This is a genomic window from Brevibacillus sp. MCWH (assembly GCF_013096935.1).
In the GTDB taxonomy this organism is placed as follows: Bacteria; Bacillota; Bacilli; order Brevibacillales; family Brevibacillaceae; genus Brevibacillus; species Brevibacillus aydinogluensis.
Map to the genome: position 1 here is coordinate 75,525 of NZ_SDLF01000002.1, position 24,008 is coordinate 99,532.

The 24,008-nt window shown below is 59.1% G+C and carries 26 protein-coding genes; 6 read left to right on the forward strand and 20 right to left on the reverse strand.

What is annotated here, in order from left to right:
- Positions 1-19: 19 nt before the first annotated feature.
- Positions 20-208, forward strand: a complete 189-nt coding sequence (gene rpmB, locus ETC00_RS01920; protein WP_081656570.1) for a 50S ribosomal protein L28 — start codon at positions 20-22, stop codon at positions 206-208.
- Between the two features lie 249 nt (positions 209-457).
- Here the strand turns inward: rpmB and spoVM are convergent, their stop codons facing one another.
- The 6 genes from spoVM to ETC00_RS20460 form a co-directional block, all read right to left on the reverse strand.
- Positions 458-541 (reverse strand): stage V sporulation protein SpoVM, encoded by an 84-nt coding sequence (spoVM, locus tag ETC00_RS01925; protein WP_035286689.1) that lies wholly within the window; start codon positions 539-541, stop codon positions 458-460.
- 21 nt (positions 542-562) lie between these two features.
- A complete protein-coding gene (locus tag ETC00_RS01930) occupies positions 563-739 on the reverse strand; it encodes a hypothetical protein (RefSeq protein ID WP_171564278.1) in 177 nt (58 codons plus the stop codon).
- 244 nt (positions 740-983) lie between these two features.
- The gene (gene thiT, locus ETC00_RS01935) at positions 984-1,550 is read right to left on the reverse strand and encodes an energy-coupled thiamine transporter ThiT (protein ID WP_171564279.1); all 567 of its coding nucleotides are present in this window, start codon (positions 1,548-1,550) and stop codon (positions 984-986) included.
- A gap of 216 nt (positions 1,551-1,766) precedes the next feature.
- Positions 1,767-2,489 (reverse strand): amino acid ABC transporter ATP-binding protein, encoded by a 723-nt coding sequence (locus tag ETC00_RS01940; protein ID WP_171564280.1) that lies wholly within the window; start codon positions 2,487-2,489, stop codon positions 1,767-1,769.
- Positions 2,482-3,138 (reverse strand): amino acid ABC transporter permease, encoded by a 657-nt coding sequence (locus ETC00_RS20455; protein ID WP_212131884.1) that lies wholly within the window; start codon positions 3,136-3,138, stop codon positions 2,482-2,484. Before ETC00_RS20455 ends, ETC00_RS01940 begins: the two co-directional genes overlap by 8 nt.
- 30 nt (positions 3,139-3,168) lie before the next feature.
- Positions 3,169-3,975, reverse strand: a complete 807-nt coding sequence (locus tag ETC00_RS20460; protein ID WP_216369219.1) for a transporter substrate-binding domain-containing protein — start codon at positions 3,973-3,975, stop codon at positions 3,169-3,171.
- Positions 3,976-4,278: 303 nt separating this feature from the next.
- Here ETC00_RS20460 and ETC00_RS01950 point away from each other — a divergent pair, with 303 nt between their 5' ends.
- Complete coding sequence (locus tag ETC00_RS01950) at positions 4,279-5,409, forward strand: M20 family metallopeptidase (RefSeq protein WP_171564281.1); 1,131 nt, start codon at positions 4,279-4,281, stop codon at positions 5,407-5,409.
- Positions 5,410-5,599: 190 nt separating this feature from the next.
- A complete protein-coding gene (locus tag ETC00_RS01955) occupies positions 5,600-6,958 on the forward strand; it encodes a TrkH family potassium uptake protein (RefSeq protein ID WP_171564282.1) in 1,359 nt (452 codons plus the stop codon).
- A gap of 55 nt (positions 6,959-7,013) precedes the next feature.
- Here the strand turns inward: ETC00_RS01955 and rpe are convergent, their stop codons facing one another.
- The 14 genes from rpe to ETC00_RS02025 all read right to left on the reverse strand — a co-directional run bounded on the left by rpe (position 7,014) and on the right by ETC00_RS02025 (position 21,180).
- The gene (rpe, locus tag ETC00_RS01960) at positions 7,014-7,661 is read right to left on the reverse strand and encodes a ribulose-phosphate 3-epimerase (RefSeq protein WP_171564283.1); all 648 of its coding nucleotides are present in this window, start codon (positions 7,659-7,661) and stop codon (positions 7,014-7,016) included.
- A complete protein-coding gene (gene rsgA, locus ETC00_RS01965; protein ID WP_171564284.1) occupies positions 7,655-8,545 on the reverse strand; it encodes a ribosome small subunit-dependent GTPase A in 891 nt (296 codons plus the stop codon). The genes rpe and rsgA overlap by 7 nt, the downstream gene beginning before the upstream one ends.
- 18 nt (positions 8,546-8,563) lie before the next feature.
- On the reverse strand, positions 8,564-10,513 hold the full coding sequence (pknB, locus tag ETC00_RS01970) for a Stk1 family PASTA domain-containing Ser/Thr kinase (RefSeq protein WP_171564285.1): 1,950 nt from the start codon (positions 10,511-10,513) through the stop codon (positions 8,564-8,566).
- Positions 10,514-10,518: 5 nt separating this feature from the next.
- Positions 10,519-11,280 (reverse strand): Stp1/IreP family PP2C-type Ser/Thr phosphatase, encoded by a 762-nt coding sequence (locus tag ETC00_RS01975; protein WP_171564286.1) that lies wholly within the window; start codon positions 11,278-11,280, stop codon positions 10,519-10,521.
- Between the two features lie 4 nt (positions 11,281-11,284).
- Positions 11,285-12,355, reverse strand: a complete 1,071-nt coding sequence (gene rlmN / locus ETC00_RS01980; RefSeq protein WP_171564287.1) for a dual-specificity RNA methyltransferase RlmN — start codon at positions 12,353-12,355, stop codon at positions 11,285-11,287.
- Between the two features lie 198 nt (positions 12,356-12,553).
- Positions 12,554-13,900 (reverse strand): 16S rRNA (cytosine(967)-C(5))-methyltransferase RsmB, encoded by a 1,347-nt coding sequence (rsmB, locus tag ETC00_RS01985; protein ID WP_171564288.1) that lies wholly within the window; start codon positions 13,898-13,900, stop codon positions 12,554-12,556.
- Between the two features lie 3 nt (positions 13,901-13,903).
- Positions 13,904-14,854, reverse strand: coding sequence for a methionyl-tRNA formyltransferase (gene fmt / locus ETC00_RS01990; RefSeq protein ID WP_171564289.1), 951 nt, complete (start codon positions 14,852-14,854; stop codon positions 13,904-13,906).
- 6 nt (positions 14,855-14,860) lie between these two features.
- Positions 14,861-15,337 (reverse strand): peptide deformylase, encoded by a 477-nt coding sequence (gene def / locus ETC00_RS01995; RefSeq protein ID WP_171564290.1) that lies wholly within the window; start codon positions 15,335-15,337, stop codon positions 14,861-14,863.
- A gap of 15 nt (positions 15,338-15,352) precedes the next feature.
- On the reverse strand, positions 15,353-17,782 hold the full coding sequence (gene priA, locus ETC00_RS02000; protein ID WP_171564291.1) for a primosomal protein N': 2,430 nt from the start codon (positions 17,780-17,782) through the stop codon (positions 15,353-15,355).
- Positions 17,779-19,014, reverse strand: a complete 1,236-nt coding sequence (coaBC, locus tag ETC00_RS02005; protein ID WP_171564292.1) for a bifunctional phosphopantothenoylcysteine decarboxylase/phosphopantothenate--cysteine ligase CoaBC — start codon at positions 19,012-19,014, stop codon at positions 17,779-17,781. The genes priA and coaBC overlap by 4 nt, the downstream gene beginning before the upstream one ends.
- 148 nt (positions 19,015-19,162) lie before the next feature.
- Positions 19,163-19,369 (reverse strand): DNA-directed RNA polymerase subunit omega, encoded by a 207-nt coding sequence (rpoZ, locus tag ETC00_RS02010; RefSeq protein WP_171564293.1) that lies wholly within the window; start codon positions 19,367-19,369, stop codon positions 19,163-19,165.
- A 3-nt stretch (positions 19,370-19,372) separates the two neighbouring features.
- Entirely contained in the window at positions 19,373-19,987 is a 615-nt protein-coding gene (gmk, locus tag ETC00_RS02015) for a guanylate kinase (RefSeq protein ID WP_171564294.1), read from the reverse strand.
- Between the two features lie 19 nt (positions 19,988-20,006).
- On the reverse strand, positions 20,007-20,267 hold the full coding sequence (gene remA / locus ETC00_RS02020) for an extracellular matrix/biofilm regulator RemA (RefSeq protein WP_015891999.1): 261 nt from the start codon (positions 20,265-20,267) through the stop codon (positions 20,007-20,009).
- A 25-nt stretch (positions 20,268-20,292) separates the two neighbouring features.
- Positions 20,293-21,180: a YicC/YloC family endoribonuclease gene (locus ETC00_RS02025; protein ID WP_171564295.1), complete on the reverse strand. Its 888-nt coding sequence runs from the start codon at positions 21,178-21,180 to the stop codon at positions 20,293-20,295.
- 188 nt (positions 21,181-21,368) lie between these two features.
- On the opposite strand from ETC00_RS02025, the gene ETC00_RS02030 reads away from it, so the two are divergent.
- The 3 genes from ETC00_RS02030 to ETC00_RS02040 are packed head-to-tail and all read left to right on the forward strand — an operon-like array spanning position 21,369 to position 23,933.
- Positions 21,369-23,108 (forward strand): Rqc2 family fibronectin-binding protein, encoded by a 1,740-nt coding sequence (locus tag ETC00_RS02030; protein WP_171564296.1) that lies wholly within the window; start codon positions 21,369-21,371, stop codon positions 23,106-23,108.
- A 34-nt stretch (positions 23,109-23,142) separates the two neighbouring features.
- Positions 23,143-23,487: a DUF2512 family protein gene (locus ETC00_RS02035; protein ID WP_171564297.1), complete on the forward strand. Its 345-nt coding sequence runs from the start codon at positions 23,143-23,145 to the stop codon at positions 23,485-23,487.
- Positions 23,488-23,519: 32 nt separating this feature from the next.
- Positions 23,520-23,933, forward strand: coding sequence for a hypothetical protein (locus tag ETC00_RS02040; RefSeq protein ID WP_171564298.1), 414 nt, complete (start codon positions 23,520-23,522; stop codon positions 23,931-23,933).
- Positions 23,934-24,008: the final 75 nt, after the last annotated feature.

Genomic DNA, 24,008 nt, shown 5'->3' on the forward strand with positions numbered 1-24,008 from the left:
CTAAGGGAGGTGGATCGCAATGGCACGTCGTTGCTTTGTAACTGGCAAGTCTGGCAAAGCTGGAAACGCTCGCTCCCACTCCATGCGTGCTACTCGCCGCAAATGGGGTGTTAACGTTCAAAAAGTGCGCATTCTCGTAGATGGTAAACCGAAGCGCGTTTACGTCAGCACCCGAGCGCTGAAATCCGGTCTCGTTACCCGCGTGTAACGCGATTCGAGACAACGCGAAAAAAAGCACCCGCGAGGTGCTTTTTTGCATTTTCCCTGCTGTTTTTCCTTCCCCTGAACACGGGGCGCTGCCTGCTCGCGCCTCGATCGCTTTGCGAAACATCCCGGAAACGGCTGACGTACCGCCACGCGCGCCCGCTTCCGGTCTCCCCTGCATGAGAACAGCTTCCCCGGGAAGACCGGCTTCTTCCGAGGGCGGGATCAGATGTTGTGCACAGCGATGCCGCCGTCACTTTTTCCGGTTGAACGCCTCAATGACGGCGCGAATCATGCCACCCAAGAACTTCGGCAACTTGATGGTGTAAAACCGCATGCGTACCCCTCCTTACCGAAATTACTTCACGTGATACAGATACCAGCCAGCTCCCACGAGGCCCAATCCCAACAGGGTATACCAAACCCACGGAGGTGCCGTGTACAGAAAAATGGTGATCCCTCCGACAGCCAACGCAACCCCGAGAACACGTCGCAAGGCGCCCCCCTGTCGCAGGCGAAAGGAGCGCAATCCCATTTACTGCCGCACCTCCTTCAGGTGTATTGTTCAAACGTGCATATTACATTATATTCCACCGCGGGGCAAACATGCGTCTCCCGGTGTCGACTAATAAAAAATTCAGGCAACGTGCTGCTGCCTGAATACCATATGCGGATGGCTCCGCTGATATGACCCCATTTTCCCCGTAGACGAGAAAATGGGTGCGGCACGCCGCCTGCCGAGACGGCAGCCGCCCCCTGTCTGAATCTTTTGCGTCCCGCTACGCGATGCGCTTCCGTCCCCCAGCCGAGAACAGCAGGTGCGGCGCGCTGGTCAGCACCACCGTCAGCACGATGCCGGCAATGATCATTTCCGGCAGCAAGTAGGTGATGTTGTAGACGAACGAGTAGAGCGCGACCGGCATCCCCTCCGGCGCGTATTGACCGAACCAGACGACGCCGGAGATAAAGTGGCAGACAAACCGTCCGATCACGCCGACGAACAGGGCGCTCCACAGCACCGCAATCCGTCGCGACGTCCCCTGCAGACCGGACAGCGGGATCATGCCGGACAGTCCCAGGGCGGCAAACGCCAGCGGGTAGTCGAGCAGCACCTGAATGGGCGCAACAATCGTGCCCCCCAGCAGCAGCTGCAGCAGCCCGACGATCAAACCGGTGACCACGCCCGGCAGAATTCCGCGCCGCACCGCGATGAGGGCGATCGGCACCATCACCAGGGAGACGGACCCTCCCTGCGGCATTTCAAACACCTTGATTTCGCTGAACACAACCGCAAGCGCTGCCATCATTGCCATTTCCAGCATGACGAGCAGTCGTTGTCGAGCCATGCGCATTCACTCCTTTACCCGAAATACCAATGATAAGAACGACAGCCAAAGAGCGGCTGTGCTCATTCTAACGGAAGCTGTCCTGTCTGTCAAAATGAAGAGAAAAAAAGCCGCGGAACTATCCGCGGCTTCATTCCTTGCCTCATGGTGTGCCCTGCTGCGTTGCCCGCAAGCGATGGCAATGTCGTATACACGATTTTGCTCAGGACTGCGTCCTCACAGCATTTTTTCCAAAAACTGTTTGGCCCGCTCGCTGCGCGGACTGGTGAAAAACTCCTCCGGTGGCGCCTCCTCCACCAGCCGTCCCCCGTCGAGGAAACAGATACGGTCGGCTACTTCCCGGGCGAAGTTCATCTCGTGCGTGACGATCGCCATCGTCATGCCGGACTCTGCCAACCCTTTCATAACCTCCAGCACCTCCTTGACCATCTCCGGGTCGAGTGCCGAGGTAGGTTCGTCAAACAGCATGATCTCCGGCTCCATTGCCAGTGACCGGGCGATGGCCACGCGCTGCTTCTGCCCGCCGGACAGCCGCGCCGGAAAGACGTCAGCCTTGTCGGAGAGGCCGACGCGGGCCAGCAGTTCCCGGGCCTTGGCTTCGGCTGCCTCCTTGGTCACGCCCTTCACCTTGACCGGCGCGTACGTCAGGTTGTCCAGCACGGTCATGTGCGGGAAGAGGTAAAAGTGCTGAAACACCATGCCGATTTTTTGCCGAATCTTCATCACGTCCGCTTTGGGGGCGGTAATCTCGTCCCCGTCGATGAAGATGCTGCCCTTTGTCGGGGTCTCCAGCAGATTGATGCAGCGCAGCAGCGTCGATTTCCCCGACCCTGACGGACCGATGATCGCCACCACGTCGCCGCGGCCGATCTCGGTGGAGATGTCGTGCAGGACGTCAAGCGATCCGAACGACTTGCTTACGTTTTGAATCTTAATCACTGCGTCTGAGCCTCCTCTCCAGACCGTGCGCAAGCCAGGTGAGCAGCATGACCATTACGTAGTACAGCGCACCGGCAATCAGGTACGGCTCGAAGTAGCGGAAGATTGTTCCCTTCACAATGTTGGCGTTCTGCATGATATCGGCCAGCCCGATCGTGGAGACCAGCGCCGATTCCTTCAACAACGCGATCGTTTCGTTCACCAGGGCAGGCAGGATGTTTTTCAGCGCCTGCGGCAGAATGATGTCGATCATCATCTGCCGGTACGGCACGCCAAGCGCCTTGGCAGCCTCCCACTGCCCCTTGTCGACAGCCATAATCCCTGCGCGGATCGTCTCTGAAATGTACGCGCCGGAGTTGAGCGTAAAGGTGAGCACGGCTGCCTCGAACTTCGAAATGTTATAGCCGAATATCTGCGGTGTCGCAAAATAGACGAACGTCAACTGCAAAATCAGCGGCGTGCCGCGAAACACCGAGGTGTAGGCGACCGCCAGCCATTTTAGTATGCGAACGTTGGAAATCTTGATCAGCGCCAGAATCGAGCCCCAAATAAACCCCAGCACCACCGCGAGGAGCGTTACCTGTAAGGTGACCTTTACCCCGTTCAAGATAAACGGGATATAGGGCACAATCTGTTGAAAATCAAACATGCCCGTTTTCTACTCCTTGTCAGGGCCCGGTTATTGGCCGAACCACTTCTTGATCAGCTTGTCCATCTCACCGTTTTCCTGCATTTGTTTAAGCACCTTGTTGAAATCCTCCACGTACGGAGAACCTTTCGGGAAGGCCACCGCAGAACCGTTGTTTTCGGCTTCATTTATCGTGGTGAACTGGAGTCCCGGATTGGCGTCGATGTAGCCTTTGGCCACGGTGTCCTCCAGGATCGCAGCATCGACGCGGCCCGTTTTCACCTCTTCGACGATTTCGCCGGTCTTGTTCAGCGAGACAATTTCCATTCCCTGAATTGTCTTGGCCAGTTCCTTTGCCGCTTCTTCCTGGATGGAACCGGTCTGCACGGCCACTTTTTTGCCTGCCAGCTGCTCCGGCTTGGTCAGTTTGCTCTCCTGCTTGGCGACAATCGTGTTCTTGGCGTCGTAGTAGATGATGGAAAAGTCCACGTTTTTCTGCCGTTCCGGCGTCGGCGTCATGCCCGCCATGACGAAGTCGGCGCGGTTGCTTTGCAGTGCGGGAATCAACCCGTCAAAGTTCATGTCGACGATTTGCACCTCGTAGCCCAGCTCTTTGGCGATGTGCTTGGCGATGTCAATGTCAAAGCCGACGATCTCATCCTGGCCGCTGGACAGGTCGTGGAATTCATACGGCTTGTAGTCGGCCGAGGTAGCCATGATCAGCGTTTTTCCTTCACCGGAGGAAGCTTGTCCGGCCGGCTGTTCCCCTGCAGGCTGTGCGCCGGTGCCACATCCAGCCAGTACCGTTACCGCCAGCAGCGTGGAGACGGCGAGCGAAAACAAGGACGTCTTTTTCATTGATATACCCCCTAGATATGATGTGAGTAAAGTACCTTCGCTTGCCATAAATCGTTGGCTGCGGAAGTGCAAGCTGCCGGCTGCTTCTCCGACAACTTATATTTATTCATCATAATGCTTATTTTAATCATTACCGAAACAATTTCAACTAAATTTTATTTATCAGACAACAACAGGCGGCGTGATACCGCATTGCGCCGCGGTCGGACGTCCCGCCGCTTTTCTTGAAAAAGCCGCCCGCTCTGGCACAATTCTCCCCTGCGATGTATCATGCAGGTGGAAACTGTTGCGAGGAGGGCGTGTATGAACAGGAATTGGACTGAATATTTTCGACGGCTGCTGCCGGATGTGCTGGAAGAACTGCGCACCTACGTGGAAATGGAGTCGCCCACGCACGACAAGGCGGCGGTCGACAAGCTCGGGGCATACATCTCGGACCGTTTTCGCAAGCTGGGCTGCCGGGTTGAGGCGATTCCGCAGCGCGAATACGGCAGCCAACTGCGTGTGGAATACGGAAGCGGCCGCGAGCAGGTGCTCGTGCTCGGCCATTATGACACGGTCAAGGAGATCGGCACACTCAGCCGGGAGCCGTGGCGCATCGAGGATGGCAAAGCGTGGGGCCCTGGTACGTACGACATGAAGGCGGGCATCGTGTTCGGCTATTTTGCCCTGCGCGCGATCATTGAAGAACACCTGCCGCTGGAAAGCAAACTGGTCTTTTTCTGGAACACGGATGAAGAGGTCGGCAGCCCGTCATCGGAGGCGCTGATCAAAGAGGAAGCGAAGCGGAGCAAATGCGTGCTGGTGCTGGAGCCTGCGGCGGGAGACGGGTCGTTGAAAACCAGCCGCAAAGGCGGCGGCAATTTCGTATTGAGGGCAAAAGGACGGGCGGCCCACGCCGGCAACGACCACGCCTCAGGCGTCAACGCCATCGCCGAGTTGGCTCATCACGTCCTTACCGTCCAGTCCTGGACCGATTACACCGCGGGCACGACGCTGTCTGTAGGCACGATCAAGGGCGGGATTGCCTCCAATGTCGTACCGGACTGTGCGGAAGCGGTCGTGGACGTACGCGTCAGCACGTCGATGGAAGCGGAACGAATCAGCCGACTGATGCGTTCGCTTTCCCCCGTCTTGCCCGGCGCCGAATTGGACGTAGAGGGGAGCATCAGCAAACTGCCGATGGAACGGACCAGCGAGACGGAACGCCTCTTTCTTCACGCCCGTTCGTTGGCTGCCCTGGAGGGTCTGGACCTGACCGAGACCGGCGTCGGCGGCACCAGCGACGGCAATGTGGCGGCAGCGGTCGGCACGCCCGTGCTGGACGGACTGGGACCTGTCGGCGACGGCGCCCACGCCCCTCACGAACACATCGTAATTGATGCGATTCCGCAGCGGATCGCGCTGCTGCTGCGTTTGTTCACCACCTTGTAATGACCGCCTGACTTACGGGATCTCAGCCAGTCATTGGCAATTTTTCTGCTCGTCAGCGACAGAAGGGGTGTGATCCGGCACGGCAGGGGCGGGACGAAATCATCGCTGCCCCCGCCCTCTTTTGGGCATTGCGATCCGCCATTCCATTCGCTATGATAGTCCGTATGATGTTTTACGGGAGGCAGTTGCTTTGGCTGTGACCGACAAACGACGTCGCTTTAGTTCCGTACAAATTATCGTATCCTTTTACCTGAGTGCCGTGCTGATTTCCACCCTGCTGTTGATGCTGCCGATCTTTCACCAGCCGGGTGCCCGGCTTACGTTTCTCGACTCGCTGTTTACTGCGTCAAGTGCCATCAGCGTGACGGGCCTGACGGTGATCGCGATTCACGAGGTGTTTAATCAGTGGGGGCTTCTCCTGCTCACGCTGCTTTTTCAGATCGGCGGCATTGGCATCATGACGCTGGGAACGTTTTTCTGGCTGGTTCTGCGGCAGCGAATCGGGCTGGAACAGCGCAAATGGATCGCGACCGACCACAACCGCCCTACGCTTGCCGGACTCGTTTCCCTGATGCGCAGCATCCTCCTGCTCGCCATCTTCATCGAGCTGGCTGGAACCATCATGCTGGGCAGCTACTTCCTGGCGGCAGGGTACCACGCCGATTGGTATACGGCCTATTTTCACGGTTTTTTTGTGTCGGTCAGCGCCTTCACCAACGCCGGGTTTGACATCTACGGAAACTCGCTGATCGGCTTTTCCCACGACTACGTATTCCAGCTGATCCACATGGTCTTGATGGTGCTGGGGGCGATCGGCTTTCCCGTGCTGGTCGAGGTAAAGGACTACATCGCGCATCGGCGGCTCAACCGGCGGTTTGCCTTTTCGCTGTTTACCAAGATCACCACGCTGACGTACCTGATCCTGAGCGTGGCGGGCGCCCTGTTTTTCCTGCTGTTTGAATGGGACGGATTCCTGGCGCACAAAAGCTGGGACGAATCGCTCTTTTTTGCGCTGTTTCAATCGCTGTCCACACGCAGCGCCGGTCTGACGACGATGGATGTCAGCGTGCTGTCCACACCCACACTGGTCATGCTGTCTGCCCTGATGTTCATCGGGGCCTCTCCCAACAGTGTGGGGGGCGGGATTCGGACGACCACGTTTTTTGTCATGATCGCCACGGTCATCGCCTACATGCGCGGTCGGAAAGACGTCAAGGTGTTTGGCCGGGAGCTGGAGGAAGACGACATCATGCGCTCCTTCCTCGTCTTCTTTGTGGCCGTCAGCCTGGTCTTTGCCGCAATCGTCCTGCTCGTCTGGATCGAGGGGCAGCCCATCCAGCAGGTCTTCTTTGAAGTGTGCTCGGCGTTCGGAACGACGGGGATGTCCATGGGGATTACATCCGAACTGAGCACGTCCGGCAGGGTGATTCTGATCATCACGATGCTAATCGGCCGGATCGGAATCATCAGCCTGCTGCTCCTGCTGAAAAAGGACGAGCGGCAGATTCGCTACCATTATCCAAAAGAACGGGTAATCATTGGCCAGTAGCCAACAACGTCAAAAGCCATCCTCACAAAGAGGATGGCTTTTTTGCTGTTATGGGTCAGCCGCGAATCGCCGCGATGGCTTGTGCGCGGTCCGCCTGATTGAAGACGGCGCTTCCGGCGACAAGCACCGTGGCCCCCGCTTCCTCGCAGAGGCGGGCAGTCTGCGCGTTGACACCGCCGTCTACTTCAATTTCAACATGATTCAGTCCGCGCTCGTCGAGCATCCGGCGCAGTTCTTTGATTTTCGGCACGACGCTGTGAATGAACTTCTGGCCGCCAAAACCGGGGTTGACGGTCATCAGCAGCACCATATCCAGATCTTCCAGCACCGATTCGATGGTCACCAGCGGGGTGGCCGGGTTGAGCACAACCCCTGCCTTTACCCCCTGTTCCTTGATCAGGTACAGCGTGCGGTGCAGATGGCGACATGCCTCCTGGTGAACAGTGATCCAGTCCGCGCCGCTCTTGGCAAACTGCGGAATATAGCGGTCCGGCTCTTCAATCATCAGATGCACGTCCAGCGGCAGCTTGGTCACGGGGCGAATCGCCTCCACGATCAGCGGTCCGATCGTGATGTTGGGAACAAAGCGGCCGTCCATCACGTCGACGTGAATCCAGTCGGCGCCGCCCCGTTCGACGTCCCGAATCTCTTCGCCCAGGCGGGCAAAGTCAGCGGACAGAATAGAGGGTGCAATTTTTACCATGGCTTGTTCCTCCGTTGGTATTCTTTCAGTTCCTCGCGAAATTGCTTGTAGTGCTGGTAGCGCTCGGTGTCCAGTTCACCCGCATCTAGTGCCGCGAGGACGGCGCAGCCGGGTTCGCTTACGTGCAGACAGCCGCGAAACTTGCACGAGGCACTGAGTTCGCCGAAGTCGCGGAAAGCCTCCGCCAGGTCGAGCTCGTCGATGCCGATAAACTCCAGGGAACTGAAACCTGGGGTGTCCGCCACATACCCCCCGCCAGGCAGCGAGATCAGCTCCACGTGGCGGGTCGTATGCCGGCCGCGCCCCAGTTTCTGGCTGACGTCGCCAGTCTGCAGGCTGATGCCGGGAAACAAGGCGTTGATCAGCGAGGATTTGCCCACGCCCGACTGGCCGGCAAAGACGGAGATGGAGTCGCGCAGCGCTTCGCGGAGCGCCTCGACACCGCGCATGTCCACGGTGGACGTGGGGATGACGCGGTAGCCGATCTTCTCGTATTTGCGCACGACCGCTTCCACGTCGTCGTCCGCCGCGATGTCCGATTTGGACAGCACGATCACCGCATCGATCCCGGCGTGCTCCGTATGCACGAGAAACTTATCCAGCAAAAACGGGCTAAACGCCGGCTCTGCCATGGAAAAGACGAGCACAGCCTGATCGACGTTGGCAATGGGCGGGCGAACCAGCTCGCTCGTCCGTTCGCCCACTTCCATCACGTACCCCTCGCTGTCGCTGATGACGTCGTACACGACCCAGTCGCCGACGAGCGGATGTACTTTCGCCCCTTTTTTCTTGAACAGTCCCCGGGCCCGGCACTGGTAGACGCGATCCCCGTCGGCCACGTAGTAGAATCCGCTTAATGCTTTCACGATCCGTCCTTCTGGCATCCATGTCCCCCCAACTGCTTATGGCACACTGTCGTAGGTGATGGTGATTTTCTGATAATCCGGTATTCCGTTGCGGTACACTCGGATTACGGCGTTTTTCTGCGGCGACAGCACTACCGGCACGTCATAACCCTTGCTCTCGGTGATCTTCTCATCGATGACAATCTGATTGTCGCCGCGCGCGTCGTTCACCGTAATCCTGACCGACACTTCGCCCTCGCCGTCCAGCACTTCCATGTAGATCGGCTGGGAGGCGAACCGGGCTTCCGCCGGATATTGACCGTTGCTGACGATCAGCGGAATCGCCGTACCCTTTGTCACCCGGGTATTCGGCTCGTACGGCGAAGGCATGCCGATGACAATGCCCTGTTTGTCCGTATAGGCCGGTTCATACCTGATGTTTTGCTGGTCGACCAGAAGTCCCTTCTTGAACAGCTCGATCTGGGCCTGTTCCAGGTTATAGCCGCGCACGTCCGGAATGGTTACCTGCGGCGGTCCCGAGCTGATCTCCACCCGCACGTCCGTCTTGTTGGGAACGACCTTCTCGCCCGCCGCCGGGGACTGGTCGATCACATGGCCGGCCGGCACCTTGTCGTCCTCTTTTTCCACAAAGGTATTGTCCGTAATGGCAAACCCTTTATCCCTCAAAGCCTTTTCCGCATCCTCCCGGCTAAGGTTGGCGAGATTGGGCATCTCTACGGCTTCCTGTCCTTTGCTGACGTAAATCGTCACAATGCCGTTTTCCTTTAACCGCATCGGCGGCGCCGGGTCCTGCCGGATCACGATGTCCTTCTCGACGCTGTCGTTCTCCTCGTAGACCACCTTGGGAACCAGTTTGAACTCGCGGATGCGCTCCTCTGCCAGTGTGCGGTGCGTCCCCTCCACGTGCGGCACCTGCACTTCGGGCACAGACGGGAAGAGGTTTACCACCAGGTTGAACCCGAGAAAGGCCAGAACCATGAACAAGCCGATTGCCCCGACCCACATCGCTGGTTTGACCCACCATCGGCGCGGCTGCGGGCTTTCCTCCTCCTGCTGCCCGGCCTGCCCCTGACGTCCCTGGGCTTCCAGCATCTCCGGTGTAATGGCCGGATACACCTTCGTCTGCTCGTCGTCTACCGGGAACTGAATCTTCTCCTCGTTAAGCCGCTCCGGCAGAAGGCAGGTCTTCAGGTCCTCCATCATTTCCCGTGCGGAAGCGTAGCGCATTTGCGGGTCCTTGACCAGCGCTTTGAGAATTACGTTTTCCACGCTTTGCGGAATGTTCGGATTGACCTGACGCGGTTCGGGCAGGGGTTCCTGCAAATGCTTCAAAGCGACGGAAATCGGTGAATCGCCGGAAAACGGCAGTTGGCCGGTAACCATTTCGTAGAGCACAATGCCCAGTGAGTAAATGTCCGACTTTTCCGCCGTCACGCCACCGCGCGCCTGCTCCGGCGAAAAGTAGTGGACCGAACCGAGCACGGCGTTGGTGTGCGTGATGGTGGTGGACGTCACCGCACGGGCGATGCCAAAGTCGGTCACCTTCACCCGTCCGTTTTTCCCGATCAGAATGTTGTGCGGCTTGATATCGCGGTGGATGATCTGGTTTTGGTGGGCGTGGTCCAGCGCGTCGCAAATTTCCGCAGCAATCCGCACGGCCTCTTCCACCGGAAGCGCTCCGTGGCGGTTGATCAGATCTTTCAGCGTCGAGCCTTCCACGTACTCCATCACCATGTAGTGGGTGTCCCCGTCCTGTCCCACGTCGTACACGCCGACCACATTGGGGTGAGACAAGCTGGCTACGGCCTGCGCTTCCCGCCGGAAACGGGTGACGAAATCTTCGTCCGTTCCGAACTGTGACCGCAGCACTTTCACCGCTACCTGACGGTTCAGGACCAGATCCTTCGCCTTGTATACAATAGCCATTCCACCCCCGCCGATGCGGGCTTCCAGTTGGTATCGTCCCCCCAGTCGTTGACCTTCCATCTCGCTCACCCCTCTCTATTGCCGGTGACGGGCTTGGGTTTGTTGCGAACGGCTACCAATGTGATGTTGTCCTCGCCGCCAGCGTCCAGCGCGTGTTCGACCAGACCGTCCACCTGTGCCTGCAGCGATACGGGACGCTTCAACCACTCCACCATCACCGAATGATCTACTTTGTTGCTCAACCCGTCAGAGCACAGCAACACCACGTCGCCCTCCGACCAGTTGAACTGCCCCAGATCGATGCGCACATCCGGCTCGGTGCCGAGGGCGCGCATCAACACGTTGCGCTGAGGATGAACCGAGGCTTCCTCGGCGGTGATTTGGCCGCTTTTCATCAGTTCGTGCACGAGCGAGTGGTCTTCCGTCTTCAACTGCAGACCATCCGCGTTGAAATGATACAGGCGGCTGTCGCCGATGTGCGCCGTCACGCCTCCGGTCTCTCCCAACAGCGCGGCCACGATCGTCGTCCCCATGCCGCTGCACTCCGGATGCTCCTGGGCGTATTGGTACACTTCCTCGTTGGCCATGAGGAGCGCGTCCATCAAGCGCTCGCGAGCGTCTTCATCGCTCAGTTCGCCTTCCAGATGACGCAGTTCTTTTACAATTCGCTCAACGGCGAGACGGCTGGCAATATCTCCAGCCTGGTGGCCGCCCATGCCGTCGGCGACCACGGCCAGCACGCGCCCGTTCAGGTCGGCGATGCAGGCAAAGTAGTCCTCGTTGACCTGACGGACGCGGCCGACATGTGATTTCATCGCAATTTCCATGAGATCACCCCGCGGTTTCCTTTGCGTATTGAGCCCGGAGCTGGCCGCATGCAGCTGCAATGTCGCTGCCGTGCTCGCGGCGGATCGTCACATTGATCCCTCGCTCCTCCAAAATGCGTTTGAAGCGGAAGATTTCGTTGCGCGGGGTACGCACGTAATCGCGTTCCGGCACGTAGTTGACCGGGATCAGGTTGACGTGGCAGAGCATGTCGCCGATCAGGTCGGCCAGTTCTTCCGCGTGCTCGGGCTGGTCGTTTTTCCCTCCGAACAAACCGTACTCAAAACTGATGCGGCGGCCTGTCTTGGCAATGTAGTAGCGGCAGGCCTCCAGCAGTTTCTCCAGCGGAAAGCCCCGGTTGATCGGCATGAGCTTGGAGCGCAGTTCCGTATTCGGGGCATGCAGGGAGATGGCCAGATTCACCTGACCTCCCTTGTCCGCAAATTCGTAGATCTTGGGCACGATGCCGCTGGTTGATACGGTGATGTGACGGGCCCCGATGTTCAGTCCGCGGTTGTCGTTGATAATCCGCAGGAAGGCGATCAGGTTGTCAAAATTCTCGAACGGCTCGCCAATGCCCATGACGACGACGTGGCTGGCGCGCTCTCCTTCTTCGTCCAGCTTCCGCTGGGCCATCAGCACCTGGGCGACGATCTCGCCGGCGTCCAGATTGCGCTTCAGACCGCCCAGAGTGGAGGCGCAAAACGTACAGCCGATGCGGCAGCCCACCTGAGTGGTGACGCAGACGCTGTTGCCGTAGTTGTGCCGCATGATCACCGTCTCGATCGCATGGCCGTCCACCAGTTGGAACAGGAACTTGACGGTACCGTCCTGTGACACCTGGCGCGTAATTTCTTGCAGCGGATCGATGCGGAAGGTTTCGCTCAGCTTTTGCCGCAGATCTTTGGACAGGTTGGTCATCTCGTCAAACGAGCGGACACGCTTGACGTACAGCCAGTCAAAAATCTGCTGGGCGCGAAACGCCTTGTCTCCCGCCTCGACGAGCCACGTTTTCAACTCGTCCTGGGTCAGGCTGTAAATGAACGGTTTTTCGCCCGTATACGATGAAAATGGCATTTTATGTTCACATCCTCAAGTAGTCGCATAGCGAGAAATCATCATTGTATCATTGTACCTTGCATTGCGCGCCGCATCAAACAGGAAATGAGGCCAACCGCGCAAGATGCGTCGCTTTTCCTAGTGTAAACCAAACGGCAAGGACGCAAACAACAGCAAAGGAGCGACATCCGCTGACGGAGTGCCACCCCTTTTCCGCTACTTTTTTCGTTTCAGACGGGCGATAAAAAATCCGTCGCTGTCAAAGTGATGCGGCAACACCTGCACGTATCCCGCATGGCCATCCAGCTTTTCCCGCGCCGCCTCCGGCAGGTCCTGTGCCAGCGCTTCGTCGAGCGCGAATTCCGGATGCTCGGCCACAAACCGGCGCACCACCGACTGGTTTTCCTCCGGTTCGATCGTGCAGGTGCTGTACACCAAAAGACCGCCTGGCGCCAGCATTCCTGCCACCCGTTCCAGCAGCCGGTACTGCAGGTCGGCGATCGCCGCCACGTCGTCCGGGGTTTTGTTCCACTTCAGGTCGGGCTTGCGCCGGATTACGCCAAATCCGGAACACGGCGCGTCCAGGAGTATCCGGTCGAACGCGCCCAGCCCCCTGTCCGGCAAATCAAGCGCGTCGCTCGTGATCGGCGTAATAATCGAGATGCCCAGCCTGTCGGCGTTTTCCGCAATCAACTCCCGCTTGTGCGGATGGACGTCGCTCGCCACGATCTCGCCTTTGTTTTGCATCAGCTCTGCCAGATGCGTCGTCTTTCCGCCCGGAGCGGCGCAGGCATCCAGCACCCGCATGCCCGGCTGGACGGCCAGCGCCGGTGCGACGAGCATGGAGCTTTCATCCTGCACGGTGAAATAGCCTTCGCGGAACCAGCGGGTCCCCGCCGCATGCCCGCCGGGAAACAGGATACCGTGCGGGCTGAGCGGAGACGGGGCAGCGTCCGGATACTCCTCACGCAGCCGCTCCAACAGTTCGTCCCGCGTCAGTTTCAGCGTATTGACGCGAACGGATGCATGTGGGGGGCGGTTGTTGCTCGCACAGATGGCGCGCGTCGCTGCTTCACCGTACGCCGCGATCCAGCGGCGCACCAGCCATTCCGGGTGAGACTCTTCGACCGCCAGCCGGCGCGCTGCGTCTCCCTCCGGCAGGCGCTCCCACACGTCAGGCTGCCGCAGCACGTTGCGCAGCACGCCGTTTACCATTGACGCGATCCCCTGGTGCCCTCTCCGCTTGGCGATCTCCACTGCTTCGTGCACTGCAGCCCGCGCCGGTATCCGGTCCAGGTAGCGAATCTGGTACAGGCTGAGCCGCAGCAGGTTGCGCACCCAAAGCTGCAGCTTTTTGCCGCGGACAAAGTTGGCGAGCACCTCGTCCAGCGTCAGCCGCCGCTGAATCGTGCCGTAAACCAGCTCCGTCACCAATCCGGCATCGGGGGCGCGCAGCTCCCCGCGCTCCAGGACGTGCTTCAACTCCAGATTGCTGTACGACTTGTGTTGCTCCACCCTGTTCAAGACGTCCAGGGCGATTTCGCGCGCTCCCTTGTGTGCCACGTGCTATTCTCCTACCTTTGTGCCGATTTCAATGCCGCTGCCGGCGCCGCGCAAAAAGTCGCGCGCGCTCATCCGTTTCTTTCCTTCCGGCTGCAGTTCCGTAATCTTTACCGCGCCGCTGCCGCAGGCCACGATCAGCCCGTCCTCTTCCCGGGCGACAATCGTGCCGGGCTTAGCCAACTGACCGTCCTCCGCCTGCATCTCCACCCACCAGAGCTTCCACACCTTTCCGCCATAGGTGGTAAAGGCGACAGGCCAGGGGTTGAGGCCGCGCACCTGGTTGTACACCTGCCGCGCATCCCGGCTCCAGTCGACCCGCTCATCCTCCCGTTTGAGCGTAGGCGCATACGTCGCAGCCTCGTGATCCTGCGGCTCAGGCACAATTTCTCCAGCCAACAGCTTCGGCACGGTTTCCACCAACAATTTGGCGCCGGACGCCGCCAGCTTGTCAAACAGCATGCCGGCCGTATCCCGTTCGTCAATTGGCACGACCACGCGGGAGAGCATGTCACCCGCGTCCAGTGCTTCCACCATGTACATGATCGTCACGCCCGACTCGGTTTCTCCTTCCATGATCGCTTTGTGGATCGGCGCGCCGCCCCGGTACTTGGGCAAAAGCGAGGCGTGTACGTTAATGCAACCGTAGCGGGGCGCATCCAGCAAACGTTTCGGCAAAATCTGGCCGTACGCCGCTGTGACGATCAGATCGGGCTCCAGCGCAAGCACCTCTGCCAGCGCCTCTTCAGCCTTGATCTTCTCCGGCTGCAGCACCGGAATACCGATGCGCAGCGCCGCTTCCTTTACCGGCGGCGGGGTCAGCACCCGCTTGCGCCCCACAGGCCGGTCAGGCTGCGTCACGGCAGCGACCACCTGGTACCCTTTCGCCGCCAGCGCCTCCAGGCTGGGGACGGCAAAGTCGGGCGTTCCCATAAACAGTATGCGCACGTCTTTCAAAACGGTCTATTCCCCTTCCTCTTCCTGGCTGATCGGATAGACCCGGTCGGCGATATCGATGAACAGGATGCCGTTGAGATGGTCGATTTCGTGCTGGGCGCAGCGGGACAAGAGGTCGTCTGCTTCCATTTCAAACACGTTGCCGTACCGGTCCTGTCCTCTCAGCTTGATCCATTTGTGACGGCGCACATCGCCGCGCAGACCGGGGATGCTGAGACAACCTTCCGGGTAGTCAAACTGCTCCCCTTCATAGGCGATAATCTCCGGATTGACCACCTCGATCAGGCCTTCCCCGCAGTCCATGACGATGACGCGCTTCGAGACGCCCACCTGGGGCGCTGCCAGGCCGACACCGTCTGCGTCGTACATGGTCTCCGCCATGTCGTCCAGCAGCTTGTGCAGGTTGGCGTTGAATTTGGTGACCACTGCCGCTTTTTCCCGCAGGATCGGATCTGGGTGTTTGACGATTGTGCGAATAGCCATTGGTTGTTATCCTCCCTAAAGCAGTACGTGCGGATCGACGTCGATCGTCATCAGCACCTTCTGCTGTTTGTTCCCTTCTTCAAAAACGTCCACGGCCTGGGCCAACAGGTCAGACAGCCGAGGTTCATCCCGATATTTTAACATGATCTGGAACCGAAATCTATCCTTGATGCGCGGAATTGGCGACGCCACCGGCCCCAGCAGAATCGTCGTCTCCGCCAGCCGCGGCCGGAGAAAATCAGCCACGCTGTGAGCCGCCCGGATGACCACAGGCACCTCTTCATGCGAAAAGGTAATCAGCACCAGCCGGTAGTACGGCGGATAGCCGGTCCGTCTGCGCTGCATCATCTCCTCGCGGTAAAACGACGGGTAGTCGTGCCGGGTGGCATGAACGATGCTGTAGTGCTCCGGCGTGTAGGTCTGGATGATGACATCACCTTCCAGTTCGTGCCGACCGGCCCGTCCGCCCACCTGGGTCAGCAGTTGGAAGGTCTTTTCCGCTGCACGGAAATCGGGCAGATGCAGCGACGTGTCCGCTGCGATGACGCCGACCAGCGTCACGCGGGGAAAATCAAGCCCCTTGGCAATCATTTGCGTGCCCAGCAGCACGTCCCCCTGCCCGGTGCGAAACTTGTGCAGAAGCTCCTCGTGCGCCCCTTTGCGGGAGGTGGTGTCCACGTCCATGCGGATGACGCGGATGCCCGGGAACAGCCGGGCCAGCTCCGCCTCCACTTTTTGTGTGCCCGTCCCGAAAAAGCGGATGTGCTCGCTTTGGCACTCCGGGCAGCGGGCGGGCTGAACGATCGTGTAGCCGCAGTAGTGGCAGCGGGCGGTATGGTTGGTCTTGTGGTACGTCAGCGAAATGTCGCAGTGCACGCAGCGGAGCGTATAGCCGCAGGTGCGGCACATGACAAAGGTGGAAAAGCCGCGTCGGTTCAAAAACAGCACCATCTGCTCCTGTTTGGCCAATCTGTCGCCGATCATTTCGTACAGCAGACGGCTGAACATCGAACGGTTCATCGCGCGCAGTTCTTCCCGCATGTCGACGACGTGAACGCGCGGCAGCGGCCGGCTGCCGACCCGCTCCGGCATCTCCAGGAGCGTGTACCGGCCGCGCGCAGCCAACGCGTACGTCTCCAGGGAAGGTGTGGCACTGCCCATCACCACTACGGCGTTGTTTTCCCGCGCTCGCCACAGCGCCACCTCCCGCGCATGGTAGCGCGGCGTCTCCTCCTGTTTGTAGGAACTTTCGTGCTCTTCGTCGATCACGATCAATCCGACGTTTTGAAACGGGGCAAAGACGGCCGATCGCGCCCCCACCACTACCTTCACCTCTCGGCGGAGAATCTTGCGCCACTCGTCGTACCGCTCCCCTTGGGAAAGCGCGCTGTGCAGAACGGCCACGTCGGCGCCGAACCGCGCCTTGAACCGTTCCACCATCTGCGGCGTCAAGCTGATCTCGGGAACGAGAAAAATCGCCTCCCGCCCCGCGGCCAGCGTCCGTTCGATCGCTTCCAGGTATACTTCGGTCTTGCCGCTGCCGGTCACCCCGTGCAGCAAAAACGCCCCGTACTCGCCCGCAGCAATCTGATCGCCGATCGGCTTTAGTGCCGCCTCCTGCTGCGGAGTAAAGGACGGCTTTTCACCGCCGGCAAAGCGGCGCTGCGCATACGGGTCGCGGTAAACCTCCACCTGCTCGATCGCGACCCAGCCCCGCTGCTCCAGACTTTTCAACGGAGAGCGGGTAATGCCCAGCTCTTCTCGCAGCGTCTGCACGGAAAACGACTGCCCCTCGTGCGCGGCAAACAGCTCCAGCACCCGCCGCATCTGCTCCGCCCGCTTCGGCAGGGAATCAATCGCGGAAGTCAGTTCCGCTCCCTCCAGCAGGCAGCGGACAAACGACTGCTGTTTGCGGGTGATCCGGTCCCTCACCTGGTAGTCCGTCTCCAAAAGACCGCTTGCAATCCACCCGGGTACCAGCATCGCCTCGTCGGGAAAGCGCTTTTCCGCCTCGGCAAGCGGCAGCTGCCGTTTTCGGTACACGTCCCACAGCAGGGCGGACTGTCCGCAAGCCGTCTCATCTAAAAGATCGGTGGCCTTTAGCCACTTTTCCGATCGGCCCTTCAGCACGGCGGGAATCATCGCCTGCATCGCCGTCACCCACGGACACAAATACTGGCGGGACATCCACTCGCCCAGACGGATCAATTCAGGGGTCAACGGCGGCGTATCGTCCAGCACCTGTTCCACATCCCGAAGCCGTCCGGTCCCTTCCTCCGGCTGGTCGGTGACGTCCACTACATACCCCTGCAGCTTCCGGGGGCCAAACGGCACGACAACGCGGCTGCCGACCTGCACCAGCGGTCTCAGCCAGGGCGGTATCCGGTAGTCAAACGGACGATTGGTCCGGTTGACCGGCACGTCCACCACGACGCGGGCAATCATAGCGCGTCAGACAGCGGCCGGTGCGCCATTTTGGCCAGGATCGCGTCGAACAGTTTGTCCGCCACGTCCCGCTTGCTCATCTTTTCCAGCGCTGCCTGCTCCCCTTCCCGCGTCAGCAGCGTGACGATGTTGGTGTCACTGCCCATACCCGCGCCTTCCATCAACACGTCATTGGCCACGATCATGTCCAGGTTTTTTCGCTCCAGCTTGGACTTCGCGTGGACCAGCACGTCCTGCGTCTCAGCTGCAAAGCCAACCACGTATTGGTCCGTCTTCCTCCGGCCCACTTCCTGCAGGATGTCCGGCGCCTTTTCCAGCTCCAGCACCAGCGGACCGTCTCCTTTTTTCATCTTATGCGCATGGACCGTCTTCGGCCGGTAGTCGGACACCGCCGCCGACTTGATCACGATGTCGGATTCCGGCAGATGCCGCATGACCGCGTCGTACATCTCCTGCACCGATTCCACCGGGACAAACTCGACACCAGCCGGCTTGGGCAGCGACGTCGGGCCGCTGATCAGCACCACGTCTGCCCCTCTGTCCCGCGCCGCTTCCGCGATGGCATATCCCATTTTGCCGGAGGCGTGGTTGGTGATGTAGCGGACCGGGTCGATTTTTTCCCGCGTCGGCCCGGCCGTCACCAACACGCGTTTGCCGGCGAGGTCGCGGTGAGTCTCCTGCTGTTCGGAAAAAAAGCGGATGACCGCTTCGACGATCTCTTCCGGTTCGGCCAGCCGCCCTTTGCCGATCCAGCCGCACGCCAGCAGGCCTTCACCCGGCTCGACGAATCGACAGCCGTACTCCGCCAGCCGCTGCATGTTGGCCGTCACCGCAGGATGGCCGTACATGTTGACGTTCATCGCCGGCGCCAGCATCACCGGCGCTTTGGTCGCAAGAACGGTCGTCGTCAGCATGTCGTCGGCGATGCCGTTGGCCAGTTTGCCGATGACGTTGGCCGTCGCGGGGGCGATCAGCACCAGATCGGCCCGATCGGCCAATTGGATGTGGCTGATCACCGCGGGGTCCGGCTCCTGGAACATGTCGGTGTACACCTGCTGGTGGGAAAGCGCCTGAAAGGTGAGCGGCTGCACAAACTGCATGGCGCTCGCTGTCAGGATGACGTGTACCTGCGCACCCGCCTGGGTCAGCTTGCTGGTCAGCGCCGCCGCCTTGTACGCGGCGATACCTCCCGATACGCCCAGCACGATTTGTTTTCCTTGCAGAGGAAGCATGTTTGGGTGTCCTCCCTTTTTAGTCAGTCTGCCCAACGGCAAGACCGGCGTGGTTGTGTCCATCACGACGAAAGACCGGTCCTTGCTGCGAAAAAAAACAACCTGCGTGAGGTTGTTTGAAAGCAATAACGCGGTGACAAAGCCGCTTTTATTTGCGGACGTCGGTGTATTCGTAAATGACCTGGTCGGCGATCAGCTCTTCCAGCGCCAGGCCGACGAACTTTTTGGACTGCGGTTTTTCCACCTGTACGGGGCTGTTTTCGCGAAGCTGGCGAGCCCGTTTGGACGCGATGGTGACCAGGGTGTATTTGCTTTCCACTTTTTCGGTCAGTTTGTCAATCGATGGATACAGCATGGATTATGTAACCTCCTCAAGCCATTTGCGATACTTGTGAATTTGGCGTTCCTTTTTCAAGTGCTCGGCGGTGATGATCGACTGGATGCGTTCGCAAGCGCATTCGATCATGTCGTTGACCACCACGTAGTCGTACTGATCCATCAGTTCGATCTCCTGACGAGCCATCTCCATGCGGTGACGGATTGTCTCTTCCGTCTCCGTTCCCCGTCCGACGATCCGGTTTTCCAGTTCGGCCAGATCAGGTGGCGCGAGAAACAGGAAAACCCCCTGAGGAAATTTTTTCTTCACCTGCAGGGCACCCTGCACCTCGATTTCCAGAATCACGTCGCGCCCTTGTTCCAGCATATCCACCACAAACTGGCGCGGTGTACCGTAGTAATTGCCAACGTATTCCGCCCATTCCAGGAGTTCATCCTGCTCGATCATCCGGCGGAACTCTTCCTTTGATTTGAAAAAGTAGTTAACCCCTTCCACTTCTCCGGCCCGCGGCGCCCGCGTGGTTGCGGAAACGGAATAGACCAGATCCGGCATGCGCTCGCGAAGCGCTTTGCAGACCGTTCCCTTGCCGACGCCAGACGGCCCCGAAAGAACCAAAAGGAGACCGCGATCGTCCATCGTATGTCTTCACTCCTGCCTATTCGTCCGATTCGTCATCTTTTGTCGTCAGTCGCTGCGCCACGGTTTCCGGCTGGACCGCAGACAGAATGACATGATCGCTGTCCGTGATGATGACCGCCCGCGTGCGCCTTCCGTACGTCGCGTCCACCAGCATGTTGCGATCGCGCGCTTCCTGGATGATCCGCTTGATCGGCGCTGATTCGGGACTGACGATGGATATGATGCGGTTGGCGTTGACGATGTTGCCAAACCCGATATTGATCAGTTTGATTGCCATGACGGCCCCGTCCATCCTTTCATCGCTACTCGATGTTCTGAACCTGCTCTCTCATTTTTTCCAGTTCCGTCTTGATCTCGACGGCCAATCGCTGGATGGGCAGATGATTGGCCTTGGAAGCAATCGTGTTTGCTTCCCGGTTCATCTCCTGCAGCAGAAAGTCCAGCTTGCGCCCGACCGCTTCTTCCCTGCCCAACAGTTCCGCAAACTGAGAGCAGTGGCTCGTCAGACGGGTCACCTCTTCACTGATGTCGGAACGCTCGGCCAAAAAGGCCGCTTCCTGTGCAAGGCGCTGCGCGTCCAGTTCAAACGGAGCAGTTTCGGCCCATTCGGCCATGCGTTGATGCAGACGGCTGCGGTATTCGTCGACGACCAGCGGCGCCATTTGTCCGATTTCCTCTGTCCAGACGGAAATCCGGGCAAGTCGCTGTTCCAGATCCGCCTGAAGCTTCAGCCCTTCCTTTCGCTTCATGGACAGCAGGTCTTCCGCCGCTTCCCGACACGCCGCAAGCAGCCACTCGGACGCCTGCTCGGCGTCTGCTTCCGCCGCGTCCCGGGTTTGCACCACACCGGGCAGGAGCAGCAAGTCTTTGGCGGTTAACGGTGTATGTAGCGAAAAGCGTTCGTTCATCTCCTGCGCCGCCGACACATAGTGCTCTGCAACGGCCCAGTCAATGGCAATTCCCTGCCCCGTCAGGCCGCCTGCGTCCACGGTGACGGCCACATCGACGCGGCCGCGCCGGACGAATTGGCCCACAAGCTTGCGCACCGGCTCCTCAAGCATGCCCCAGGTCTTGGGCAAGCGAACAAGGATTTCGCAGAAACGATGGTTCACCGCGCGAATCTCCACAGTGAGCTGCAGCGAACCGTACATCCCTACACTTCGGCCGTACCCGGTCATGCTTCGGACCATGGTTCTCACTTCCATAGACGTAAAATCGTTAATTTATTATAGGAGACAACTCTCTGCAGTGTCAACCAACGCCGCAGGGACAAGTCGATTCCGCCGTGGTGCGCTTTGTGATACACTGTCACTGACACTTTTTAGACAGACGAATCGTGGATACGTGCAGGATTGCTGCACACGTGAGGTGAGCACTTGTGGCATTTGACGGAATCGTGACCCGTGCGGTCGTGCGGGAATTGCAAAAACTGGCGGGCGGACGGATCGCCAAAATCCATCAGCCCCATCACAGCGATATTGTCATGCAGATTCGGGCACAGGGGGAGACGGTGAAGCTGCTGCTTTCCGCCAACCCCACCTATCCCCGGCTGCATGTGACGACTGAGGAGTTTACCAATCCGCAGGAAGCCCCGATGTTTTGCATGCTGCTGCGCAAGCACTGCGAAGGCGGCCTGATCGAGGCAATCGAACAGGTGGACATGGAGCGGATCGTGCACATTGATATCCGCACCCGCGACGAACTGGGCGACACGGCGCGGCGGCGGATTGTCATGGAAATCATGGGCAAGCACAGCAACATCATCCTGCTCGACCCATCCAGCAACACCATCCTGGACAGCGCCGTGCACGTGACCCCGGCGATCAGCCAATACCGGCAGGTTCTGCCCGGCCGTCCCTACGTCTCCCCGCCCAGCCAGGAGAAGCGGGACCCGCTAGCCGTGACAGAACAGGCGTTCATCACGGCGATCAACTGGAATGGCGGTCGCTTGGACCGGCAGTTGGTGGACGCTTTCACCGGGATCAGTCCCTTGTTGGCCAAAGAGATTGTCCACCGAGCGGGCCTGCCGACGCGGGAAGCGATGTGGCACGCCTTTGCATCCGTGATGGAAGCGGTCAGACAGCACCGGTATGCGCCGATGATCGCGGAAAGCCGGGAGAAAACACAGTTTCACGTGGTGGAACTGACCCATCTGACGGACGCCGCCACAACTTCCTTTTCCACTGCAAGCGAATGCCTGCAGGCGTATTACGCCGTCAAGGCACAGCGGGACACGGTCAAGCAAAAAGTGCACGACCTGATCCGCTTCGTCACCAGCGAACGGAACAAAAACGAGAAGAAAATCGAAAAGCTGGAGCAGACCTTGGCCGAAGCGAAAGACGCGGAGATTTTCCGGCTGTACGGTGAACTGATCACCGCCCACATGCACCAGCTCAAACGGGGCGATACCGTCCTGGAGGCGGTCAACTGGTACGACGAAGCGGGCAGCACCGTGACCATTCCGCTCGACCCGTTGAAGACGCCGTCCGAAAATTTGCAGGCCTACTACAAGCGCTACAACAAGGCGAAAAACAGCCTGCAGATCGTGGAAGAACAAATCCGGCAGGCGCGCGAAGAGATCGTCTATCTGGACGGCCTGCTCGTCCAGTTGGAGCACGCCTCCCTGCAGGAAGCGGAAGAAATCCGTGAAGAACTGGCGGAACAAGGGTATGTGCGCAGCCGGCAGAAACGGACAAACAAAAAGAAAAAGGACGTCCGTCCCGAACTGGACGCCTACACGTCGAGCGACGGCACGGAGATTCTCGTGGGCAAGAACAACAAGCAAAACGACTACCTGACCAACAAGCTGGCCGCGCCTTACGACACGTGGCTGCACACCAAGGATATCCCCGGTTCCCACGTCGTCATCCGCTCCCGCCAGGTCTCGGAACAAACCCTGCGGGAAGCGGCCGTCCTCGCCGCGTATTACAGCAAGGCGCAACACGGCAACCAGGTGCCGGTCGACTACACGCTGGTCAAATACGTAAAAAAACCGAGCGGAGCCAAGCCCGGTTTCGTCATCTACGAACAGCAGCGGACGCTGTACGTCACTCCCGATGAAGCGCTGGTTCGCCGGCTGAAGGCGAACAACCGCGCGGCGCATAGCGAGACTAGGTAGGTTCATACTAAGAGCATGAAAGGAGGGTTCGTGCTTGAACATCCTGCTCAAGCTCTTGGTAAACGGCATCATCGCAGTGCCTGGGCTGCTGTGGTCGGGAACGTCGCTTTCGTTTGCGCTGGTTACCAGCGCAGTCGTCAGCCTGGTGGCCTACGGGCTGGGCGATGCCTTCATTCTGCCACGGACCAACAATACGTTTGCCAGCACGGCAGATTTCGGGATGGTATTTGCCCTGTTCTGGCTGGCCGCGTCTGTGTTTGCGCAGCCTTTTCGCCTGTCCGGCCTGTTTTTGACGGCCTTTGCCATTTCCATTGCCGAATACTTTTATCATGACTATTTGCAGCGACATGGGGTCCATCACACCAAGCACCCCGGCTGACACCCTACCATTACATGCAAAGGAGGATCGGGATGGACGTCATCGGCATCATCCAGACAGATTTGAACGAGTTTAACGTTCTGTTTGTACCGGATCAAAACAGCGGCGAAAACAAGGAACAACAGGATCAGCGTAATCAGCGTGGCCAGGAGAGCCAATCCAGTCAGGACAACGATAACGACTCCCTGTTTCTCGATTTCCTGGGTGACCAGACTGCTGAACAGGATCAGCAGGGGCAATCCGGAAATCAGCAGAGCGGTCCGCAGGAAATGACCGTCCGGATCAAGGGCATTCCGGAGGGGCAAAAAGCAAACTTTTTGCAGATGTATCAGATTCTTCACGACGCCAAGCACACCCGTGATCTGGAACAGTCACTGACCATCGTCAGCCGGGGAGACCAACAGCAGAATCAGAAGGAGACAGGCATCTCCGGCGTACGGCACTGAGTTCGATCGCCACAGGACCGGCAGATCGCGCAAAAAACCTGGAACGATAACGTCCCAGGTTTTTTCGTGGTTGAA